Raw genomic sequence first — 9969 nt, 5'->3', positions numbered from 1 at the left:
GGTACAGGGGCTTTGGTTTCGGTTGCAGCCAGTACCGGAGTGGTTACAATTCCTGTAACAGCTCCATCTGCTGCTACGTTAGGCACCATTTCACTGGTGACGGCGGGGCTAGGTGCCTTGGCACGAGCAGTTGAGGACTACATAGCTAGGCCGAGGACGAGCGGGGCACCTTCTCCTCCACAAACTGCAACGCCGCCACAGACGCAGGCACAGCCTTTAGCACCACCTCCCCCAATTGAAATGGGTAAGGGCAAAACCAAAAATGTACGAAAGATTAATCCAGATGTTGTAAAAGTGGCTGAGGAAGGAGTGAAGAAAGCGAGAGAGGAAGTTGACAGGTTAAAGAAAGTACCCAACAAGACGCCAGCAGATACAGAAGCTGTTAAAAAGGCTAAACGTGAGCTTAACCGGCAGCTTGATCGACTGAAGAAGTCCGAGGAAGATACAAGAACAGGTAAGGGACACTAATAAGGTAAGACGTATGGTAAAAAAAATGATGCGTACAAAGCCAACAATCATGAAAGATGAGATTGTTGTTCGTCCCGGCTTTGGGGCTACTGATGTCCACTTAGGCCAAACAGAGCAGGAAGTAAAGATGAGTCTAGGAAAACCTGACCGAGTAGTCCGTAAGTATGAGGATTCGTATTTTTACATCTACGAAGACCGTGGCATCAGTTTAGACTTTGGTAAAAGAGGCGGCAAACTCAAGATAGTTTTCTTTTATCAGGCCAATACTGAAAATCAGCAGGGTGCTAAAGTAAAAACGGATAGCGGGGTACAACTTGGCGACTCACGCTCCAAAGTATTAAGAATCTATGGAGAACCAGATCAGAAAGGTGACCCTTTTGTCCTTCACAACGGAGATTATTTCCGTGAGTGGTTTTATTACTTAGAAGGTATTCAGTTTCGTTTCAGCCAACGTAAGAAAATCGATGAGATTAGTATTTCTCGTCCGAAGAAGAAGCAGATTCGCTAACCGGTTTGCTTGGTAGCCTGACCCCACTTGCGCATCGGCTCCGTAACTGGCGGCTACTTGGCTCACGCATCTGCGTGTACCAACTCCGCAGGTCATGCGCTATGTCTCACGCCGGAGGATTCATTTGCTTCAGTGCGGTTAAGGCTCGGGCTTTCCATCGAAGTTATCGGAATGATGCGTAAAACCGACTAACAAGATTTGCTCTGTCACGGAATTTCCCCATGCGCGGCCCCGCATTGCTGTCGCGCCAGGGCGTAGTGTGTCCAAACCACGGAGAGTAATCCAATGAAGACCAATTCCAGCTTTCATTTCCGCGCCATCATTCATTGCCTAAAAGCGCCCGGTTGTTTTGGGCGCTGTCTGTCTTGGTTGGGTTGCTGCTGGCGGCAATGCCGATGGCCGCGCGGCGCGCTGGGGCGAGTGCGGCGCAACAAGGCGGGAATGCGTTTTGGGAAACGGTCGAACCGGCGGCGCGTGAGGCGCACGGGAATGCAGCGGCGGCACAGCCCGCGCGCGTTTTCCGGTTGCGCGAACAGGTGATGCGCGAAGCCCTGCAACAAGCCGGGCCGGAACGCGCGGGGCGGAGCGAGCAACCTGCGGCGGTCATCGCCTTGCCGCTGCCCGATGGTTCGTTCGCGCGCTTTAGCGTTGTGGAGGCGCCGGTGCTCTCCGCCGAGTTGGCGGCGCAATATCCTGAATTGAAAAGCTATCGCGGCCAGGGCGTGGACAATCCGGGGCTGGCGGTGTGGTGCAGTTGGACTCCGCTGGGCTTGCGCGCCTGGGTGCGCGACGGCGCAGATACGCTGCGGATTCAGCCGTTGACGGACGCGCCGACGAGTGCAGACAGCTTCCCACTCGATTACGTCAGCCTCGTCGAAGGGGTAGAAGCGGAGCAGGCGCAGAACGCCGTATGCTTCGCCCAGTTCAAACAAATGGCCTTCGCCCAAGCCAAACGTGCGGCACCGGCGGACGCCGCTACTTTCTCAGTTGGGCCAACGTTGCGCACATATCGGCTGGCAATCGCGACGACGCAGGAATATGCCGTGGCCTATGGGGGGACTGGCTCGCCGACTGTCATTGAGGGAAACATCTACGCCACACTGCAAAACTGGTTGGCGCCCGTAAATTTGATTTACAGCAGCGAATTAGCCATTCAATTCACGTTGGTCAGCAATGGAGATCTGATCTTTCGCAACGATGAGCCTGATCAATTCACCAACGGCACTGTGAATCTGATGGCCGATGAGGTCAGGGCTTTATTCAAAAATAAGCTGTCGGAAGGCAGCTACGATCTGGGCATGGTATTGGGCACGGGCAGCGGCGGGACAGCGTATATCGGCGTGGTCTGCGAAAACGCGGCGGATAGCAACGGGCCATACAAAGGTGGCGCGGCATTGCTGGTCAATGGCGCTGTTGGCAATGCCAACAGCGTGCGACTGATCGCGCACGAAATGGGCCATCAATTCGGCGCAATGCACACCCAGAACGCCGATTGCGCGGGGGCGGGGCGCTTCGGGGACTCGGCAGTGGAACCGGGCAATGGGGTGTCGCTGATGTCTAACCCTGGCGCGTGCTCCGGTCACGAGATTGTGACGGCGCGCGGAGACTTCTTCCACGCGACCAGTTTTGCGCAGATCAATCAGTTCCTAGGCAGCTTCGTCAGTACGAATTGCGCGACGACGAGCACAATAATGAATGGTGGGGTAGCGAATAGCGCGCCGATGTTCACTTTTAAGACTCCGAATTACACTACCCCAAAAGGTACGCCGTTCACCTTAACGGCGATGGCGAGCGATTCGAATAGCGGTGACACGGTGACCTACGCTTGGGAACAAGTGGATGCGGGCGGCGCAGACTTTTTCAACGGGCCGTACACCGACGCAGGCGACCTTGCGAACAACACGAACACCACGCGCCCGCTGTTCCGGCCCTTCTTGCCGATGACCAATATTACGACGCGTACCTTTCCGAGCCTGACATACATTTTGAATAACGCGAACGTGCCGCCCGATACAGTGAGTGTATTCAAAACCGCCGAGAGTTTGCCGCAGGTGGCACGCACGCTCAATTTCATGGTGACGGCGCGCGACGGACATGGAGGCGTCAACAATGACACGGTGCAACTCACGGTGGATGGCAACAGCGGGCCTTTTCAGTTTGAATCATTCACCGGCAATTGGCCTGTTGGAACAGGGCGCGTGGTTCGGTGGCAGGCCAATAACACCAACGTCGCGCCGATACTTTGCTCAAAAGTCAAAATCTCGTTGTCCTTAGATGGAGGCAATACGTTTCCCCATGTGTTAATGGCGGAGACCAACAATGATGGAATCGAAGGAATTACCTTGCCGACTATTATACATACTTCCAACACTGACCCTGCACGGCTGAAGATTGAAGCCATGAGCAACATCTTTTTTGATATTTCGGACAGCGATTTCAATGTGGTGTCCAATAACAACTGTGTTCCTCTGATCAATAAATCACAGGCGCAATTCACAAGGGCTGGCGGCAATGACACAGTGATGGTCACGGCTGCTAGCGGCTGCTCTTGGGTTGTGGCGGACAAACCTTCCTGGATTACGATTACTTCCGTCGGGAGCGGTACTGGCAATGACACTGTCAGTTACACCGTAACCGCCAACACCGGCGCAGTACGTAAAGCGACGTTTACGATTGCCGGGCAGTTTTTTAGTGTCTTGCAACAGGCGGCATTTAGCAAAGCGGATTTTGACGGCGATGGGAAAGCGGATTTGTCCGTCTTTCGGCCCGCTGCCGTTGCGCCCACGCCTAATTGGTATGTGCTGAATAGCTCTAACGGTGTTGTCGCTACGCAACAATGGGGCGCTGGGTATGCGCCCTATTTCGATACTATCGTACCTGGTGATTACGATGGCGATGGTAAGGCCGATCACGCCATCTGGCGCGGCGCGGATTCGCTCTGGTATATCCGGCCCAGCGCAACGCCCAACAGTCCGATAGTTCAACTGTGGGGTGCAAACTATGCGCCATACTTCGATATTCCGACGCCGGGCGATTACGACGGCGACGGCAAGACCGACGTCGCCGTCTTCCGGCGCAGTGGTACCTGGTTCGTCAAACGCAGTTCGGACGGCTCCTACCTAATTCAAGTGCACGGGCAGCAGGACGATATTCCGGTGCCCGCCGATTACGACGGCGATGGCAAGACAGACCTTGCAGTGTTTCGTCCCTCGGCGGTGGCACCGACACCGAACTGGCTGATCCTGAACAGTTTTGACGGTTCGCTTTCACAAATCCAATGGGGAGCTGGCTATGCCCCGTACAACGATACGCCAGTACCTGGTGATTATGATGGAGATGGGCGTACCGATTTGGCGATCTGGCGTGGCGCGGATCAGATTTGGTACATCCGCAAGTCTTCCGATGGTGGGTATATCCTCCAGTTGTGGGGTACCAGTAGTGCACCCTATTTCGATGTTCCCACGCCTGCCGATTATGATGGCGATGGCAAATATGATATTGCCGTTTGGCGTCCGACTGGTGGTCTTTGGGCTGTGTTGCGTAGTACCGATGGCTCTATCTTGGGACAGACGCATGGGCAATCCGGAGATGTTCCCTGCCCATCAACCGGTATCCGCTGACAACTCAGGAACGCTGAAAGCCGCGCTCGATCTCGCGCATCGTCATCCGCAAAATGATCGGGCGTCCGTGGGGGCAGGTGGCTGGGTTTTCCATCCGCAACAATTCGTCCAGCAGCCAGCGCATCTTTGCGGGCGCGAGCGGCATGTTGATTTTGATGGCCGCGCGGCAGGCCAGGCTGGCGGCAATTTCGGCGTGCAGTTCATCCAGCGAGAGGCCTTTGCGATCCTGTTCGATGGCGTCGAGCAATTCCAGCAACAACGTTTGGGCTGTGCCTGCGCCGAGAATCGCGGGGATGGCTTTGAGCGCAATCGTGCGGCCCGAGAGGCGTCCGAGTTCAAAGCCGTTGGCTTCGAGTTCGGGCAGTACTTGATCGAAGGCGGCGGCTTGGGCGGGCGTCAGGTCGAGGGTTTCGGGGATGAGCAGGCGTTGCACTTCGATCTTGCGGTTGCGCAGGTTGCGCCAGTGTTGCTCGAACAGGATGCGCTCGTGGGCTACGTGCTGGTCAATGATGAGCAGGCCGGTGCGGTCAGAGGCAAGGATGAAGCTGTTGTGCAATTGGCCGCCGATGTTGATCTCGTCGAAGTGCAGCGTCAGGTTCTGGGCTGTCTTGAGTTGGGCATTGCTGTTGTCTGCGCCGCGTGCGCCCAAGCAGCCGAGGCGATTGCTGTAATGCAGTACTGAGTTGGCGGTTGGCAGTTGGCGGTTGGCAGTTGGCGTTTCGCCGTTGTCCGTTGGTGGTTGTTCGCCGGCAGTTGGCGGGTGAAGAATTGGTTCGGTGGCCGCTCCCGCAGCTTCTTCTACTTCAATCACTGGTGCTGGCGCAGACGCAAAGCTCAAATCAATCTTTTGCTGTTGTGGCGCGGGCGGGGGCGCGGGCGGCTGCGGCATCTGCAAGCGGAAGCCTTCGCGCAATTCGGTGCGGGTGGGTTTGGGCGCTTGTTCGGACAAGAAAGAATCGAGTGCGGCGGTTCTGGCTTCGGCGTTTAACTGTTCGGGCGCGGGCTGCTTCTTTTCGGCAAAGAGCGTTACGGCAGATTTGGTTGTGCCGATGGCCGAACGGATGGCGTCGCGCACCAGATCGTGCACAATCGTACTGCGCACAAAACGCACCTCGGTCTTGGCCGGATGGACGTTGACGTCCACTTCGTGCGGCGGCAGTTCGACAAAGAGCATCGCCGATGGATAAACGCCAGACGGGATCATCGCGCGGTAGGCTTCGAGCAAAGCGCGGCTGAGCACTTTGTCGCGCACATAACGACCATTGATGAAAAAGTACTGGCTGTCGCGCGTCGTGCGTGTGGCCGAGGGCGAAGAGACAAAGCCGCGCACGCCCAATTCACCGATGCCGGAATTTTCCGCCGCTCTTACCTCAATTAGCCCGCTGATGAAATCTCCGCCAAAGAGTTGATAGGCGCGTTCACGCAGATCGTTGACCGGTGTGACGCGGATGCTTTCGCGTCCGTTGTTGATGAGCGTGAACGAAAGTTGCGGATTGGCGAGCGCGTAGTGCGTGACCAGATTGGCGATGTGGAAGTTTTCGGTCGCTTCGGATTTGAGGAATTTGCGGCGCGCGGGCACGTTGAAAAACAAATCGCGGATTTCAAACTCGGCCCCGCGCGCAAAGGCTATGTCGCGCACATTCAGCATGCGCCCGCCGCTGATTTCAATCTCGGTGCCGGCCAGATCGGTTTGCGTTTGAGTGCGCAGCCGCACCTTTGCCACCGAAGCAATCGAAGCCAGCGCTTCGCCGCGAAAGCCGAGCGTAGTGATGGCGTCCAGGTCTTCGGCGGTTTTGAGCTTGCTGGTGGCGTGGCGTTCAAAGGCCAGAATCGCATCGTCGCGCGACATGCCTTCGCCATCGTCGGCTAGGCGAATCAGGCGGCGGCCACCACTCTCGATGGCGACCTCGATGCGTTGCGCGCCCGCGTCCAGCGAGTTTTCGAGCAGTTCTTTGACGATGGAGGCCGGGCGTTCGACCACTTCACCGGCGGCGATTTTGTTGGCGAGACTGTCGGGTAGGACGCGGATTTTGGACATAGAAGAGAAGATGCTGGATGTTAGATGCTGGATGCTAGGAAGAAGGGGATTGTAGGTGCCAAATGCCAGCATCCGGCATCTAACACCTACTTTATTGAGCGCATCAAGCCGTTGAGTATTCGTCCGACCTCATCCATTTTGTCACGGAGTTCTTGGTATTGCTGTTGATTGATGTAATCGAGTCGGAACGAGACCTCAATGTGAGTATCGAGCTCCCAAAGAGAGCCGCGTGCATTGCCGAGAAACTGTTGATATTCACCAGCCAATCTGCGCCCTTGACCTTCGGCAATGTTGGCGGGAATTGAAGTCGCTGCCCGCCGAATTTGACTCGTTAGTCCGTAAGTTTCTTCTTTGGGGTACGCTTTCGTGATTCCATACAAATGCACAACCAAATGCACAGCCTTCTGCCAGACAATCAAATCGCGATGGCTTTTGATCTGTTCAGTCATAGGAAAAGATGCTAGATGCTAGATGCTGGATGCTAGGAAGTAGGCGTTGACCTAACCACATTCAAGCTAGCAAGAACACCTCGGTTCAAACCTAGCATCTAACATCCAGCATCTAGCATCTTCCTCAAGCTAATGACTTGATCTTCAATTCCGCCAATTGCTCCGGCGCGACAACGTTCGGGCTGTCGGTCATCAAATCCGAAGCGCTCGCCACTTTCGGAAAGGCGATCACGTCACGCAAGGATTTCGCGCCCGCAAACAGCATCACCAACCGATCCAGGCCCAGTGCGATGCCGCCGTGCGGGGGCGTGCCGTAGCTCAGCGCGTCCAGGAAGAAGCCGAATTTCTCTCTCGCTTCTTCTTCGCTCAGGCCCAAGGCCTGGAAGATTTTGGCCTGCACGTCGGAGCGGTGGATACGAATCGAGCCACCACCCAATTCGCTGCCGTTGAACACGAGGTCGTAAGCCTTGGCGCGCACGTGGGCCAAGTCGCCGCCTTCCAAATTGTCAATGTCCTCGTCAATCGGCGAAGTGAACGGGTGGTGCATCGCGTAATAGCGCCCGTCTTCGGCGTGGTACTCGAACATCGGGAAGTCCACGACCCAGAGCAGCTTGTTGATCGTCTCGTCAATCAGCTTTTCGCGGCGGCCAATTTCCAGACGCACCTGACCGAGCGCGTTGCAGGCGACATCCCATTTGCCACCGATCATCAGGACGGCGTCGCCGACTTCGGCGTCTGCTGCCGCATTGACCGCGTTGATGCCATCGTTACCTAAAAACTTGGTCAGCGCCGATTTGCTTTCACCTTCCTGCACTTGAATGTATGCGAGTCCACCCGCGCCGTGCCGTTTGGCGTGTTCGATGATCTCGTCGAATTGTTTGCGCGACCACGTGGCCGCGCCTTTGACGGTGAGCGCCTTGACCGCGCCGCCTTTCTTCACCGCGTCGGCAAAGACCGCAAAGCCGCTTTCAGCAAACAATTCGGACAGGTCAACGAACTCCAGCCCCAGACGCAGATCGGGTTTGTCTGAGCCGTACTTGTTCATCGCTTCGCTATAAGCCATGCGCGGGAACGGCGTGGCGGGTGGCTCGATCCCGGCGGTCTTGAAGCATTCGACGATGAGCGGTTCGATGGTCGCGAAGACATCGTCCGGCTGGACGAAGCTCATCTCGATGTCAATCTGGGTGAATTCAGGCTGGCGGTCTGCGCGCAAATCTTCGTCGCGGAAGCAGCGCGCGATCTGAAAGTATTTGTCCATGCCCGAAATCATCAGCAACTGTTTGAACAATTGCGGTGATTGCGGCAGCGCGAAAAACTTGCCGGGAAAAGTGCGTGACGGCACCAGATAATCGCGCGCGCCTTCGGGCGTAGACTTGGTCAGAATCGGCGTTTCGATTTCATAAAAACCCAGCCCGTCCAGCACACGCCGCACGGCCATCGTCAGGTTGTGGCGCAGGCGGAAGTTCTGCTGCATTTCAGGGCGGCGCAAATCCAGGTAGCGGTATTTCAACCGCAAATCTTCCGCCGCTTTGCAATTGTCTATCTCGAACGGCGGCGTCTGGGCGTCGTTCAGCACCTTGAGTTCCGAGGCGTAAACCTCGACCTCGCCGGTCGCCATATTCGGGTTGAAATTCTTTTCGTCGCGCAACACGACCGTGCCGGTGATAGCTAACACATATTCGCCGCGCGCGGCCTGAGCGCGTTCCAGCAAGGCGGCGTCACGTTCCTGTTCAAACACGACCTGCGTGATGCCTGCGCGGTCACGCAAGTGCACAAACAGCACCGAGCCATGATCGCGGTAGCTGTTGACCCACCCCATCAGGGTGACGGTCTGGCCGGCGTGTTCGCGGCGCAGCGCACCGCAGCTATGAGTTCGTTTGGTTTGTCCTAAATGATCGAGCATGCCTTCTTTGTTTACCTGCAATAAAAAAATTACCGCCCCCAGCACACCGGTTGCGGCGTCTGCGGTGTCGGGCTCCTGCGCTTGCGGGATGGGAGTTTACGGTGCGTTTGGGAGCACCAATCCATCGGCTAGGAAACGCCAGGGAAGCTGCGGCAAGGCTAACATACTTAGGGCGGGCAAAGAAATTCGTGCGCGCAGGCCAACCTCGCGGCGGGCACAATTCAACCCAAGCTGTTGTTGCGCCCGCGTTGCGGCGCACTCCATAAGTTTGCGGACAAGGGAAAGGTCAAGCGTGGCAGGCGTAGCGCAATCTGCCGAGGTTGCACAGCTTTAGCAGCAAACCTCTTCAATTCTAAGGCGACCGCCAAGCTGTAGCGGGTGAAGCGGCGCAATCTCGGCAGATCGCGCTTCTTCCGCCGCTGAATTGCCGCGACTGACAATACTCGGTCACGCACTGAATGCAGTTTGTCGCCAGAGCCGTGCTGCTGTCGCGTGCGTCAGTCAGTTGCATTTGTCATAGGTGTAATTCACCGAATAACTCGGATCAACGCCGTCCGTAATCATGCGGATATCGAGCCGCTACCGTTCGGCCCGACTTTCATCGTGATCGGTTGTTGGCGGTTGGCGTTGTAACCCATCGTCAGTTGCAAGCCGTTGCCGTAATTCAATTGCTTGATTGCGCCAAACGCCTTGAATTGCAACCCATTGATGACGTTCGTCGTGTTACTCGCATCCGTGCCGAGCAGGTTTGTGCCCACGCCGCTCAGCGCGCCAACGTTGTTATAGGCGTAATAGATCGTCTTGCTGTACGGCCAGCCGAATTCCGCGCGGATAAAATTGGCGGTAGTGGCTCAACGGGGTGAGAGGTGAGAGTCTCGCCCGTAGGTCACGAAGAATATCAACTGTTACCACTGCGGCAGCGAAAAGATCGTCAAGCACGGCCTGACGAAAGATGGCAAGCAGCGTTACTGGTGTCACGACTG

General features: G+C 56.3%; 7 protein-coding genes. 3 read left to right on the top strand and 4 right to left on the bottom strand.

The window, feature by feature from the left end; translation table 11 throughout:
- Positions 1 to 117 precede the first annotated feature (117 nt).
- The 3 genes from HY011_36030 to HY011_36020 all read left to right on the top strand — a co-directional run bounded on the left by HY011_36030 (position 118) and on the right by HY011_36020 (position 4596).
- Positions 118 to 468 carry a hypothetical protein gene (locus tag HY011_36030; protein ID MBI3428362.1) on the top strand — a complete coding sequence of 117 codons (351 nt, stop codon included), beginning with the start codon at positions 118 to 120 and terminating at the stop codon, positions 466 to 468.
- Between the two features lie 13 nt (positions 469 to 481).
- Positions 482 to 976, top strand: a complete 495-nt coding sequence (locus HY011_36025; protein ID MBI3428361.1) for a hypothetical protein — start codon at positions 482 to 484, stop codon at positions 974 to 976.
- Between the two features lie 326 nt (positions 977 to 1302).
- Positions 1303 to 4596, top strand: coding sequence for a VCBS repeat-containing protein (locus tag HY011_36020; protein MBI3428360.1), 3294 nt, complete (start codon positions 1303 to 1305; stop codon positions 4594 to 4596).
- Between the two features lie 4 nt (positions 4597 to 4600).
- Here the strand turns inward: HY011_36020 and mutL are convergent, their stop codons facing one another.
- The 4 genes from mutL to HY011_36000 form a co-directional block, all read right to left on the bottom strand.
- A complete protein-coding gene (gene mutL, locus HY011_36015; GenBank protein ID MBI3428359.1) occupies positions 4601 to 6634 on the bottom strand; it encodes a DNA mismatch repair endonuclease MutL in 2034 nt (677 codons plus the stop codon).
- An 86-nt stretch (positions 6635 to 6720) separates the two neighbouring features.
- Entirely contained in the window at positions 6721 to 7083 is a 363-nt protein-coding gene (locus HY011_36010; GenBank protein ID MBI3428358.1) for a four helix bundle protein, read from the bottom strand.
- Positions 7084 to 7207: 124 nt separating this feature from the next.
- Positions 7208 to 8986, bottom strand: a complete 1779-nt coding sequence (gene aspS, locus HY011_36005; protein MBI3428357.1) for an aspartate--tRNA ligase — start codon at positions 8984 to 8986, stop codon at positions 7208 to 7210.
- Between the two features lie 560 nt (positions 8987 to 9546).
- Positions 9547 to 9744 carry a hypothetical protein gene (locus tag HY011_36000; GenBank protein MBI3428356.1) on the bottom strand — a complete coding sequence of 66 codons (198 nt, stop codon included), beginning with the start codon at positions 9742 to 9744 and terminating at the stop codon, positions 9547 to 9549.
- Positions 9745 to 9969: the final 225 nt, after the last annotated feature.

This window comes from Acidobacteriota bacterium (assembly GCA_016196035.1).
In the GTDB taxonomy this organism is placed as follows: domain Bacteria; phylum Acidobacteriota; class Blastocatellia; order RBC074; family RBC074; genus JACPYM01.
The sequence above is the reverse complement of the archived record's forward strand: the minus strand, read 5'-3'. Positions and strand labels throughout refer to the sequence as shown.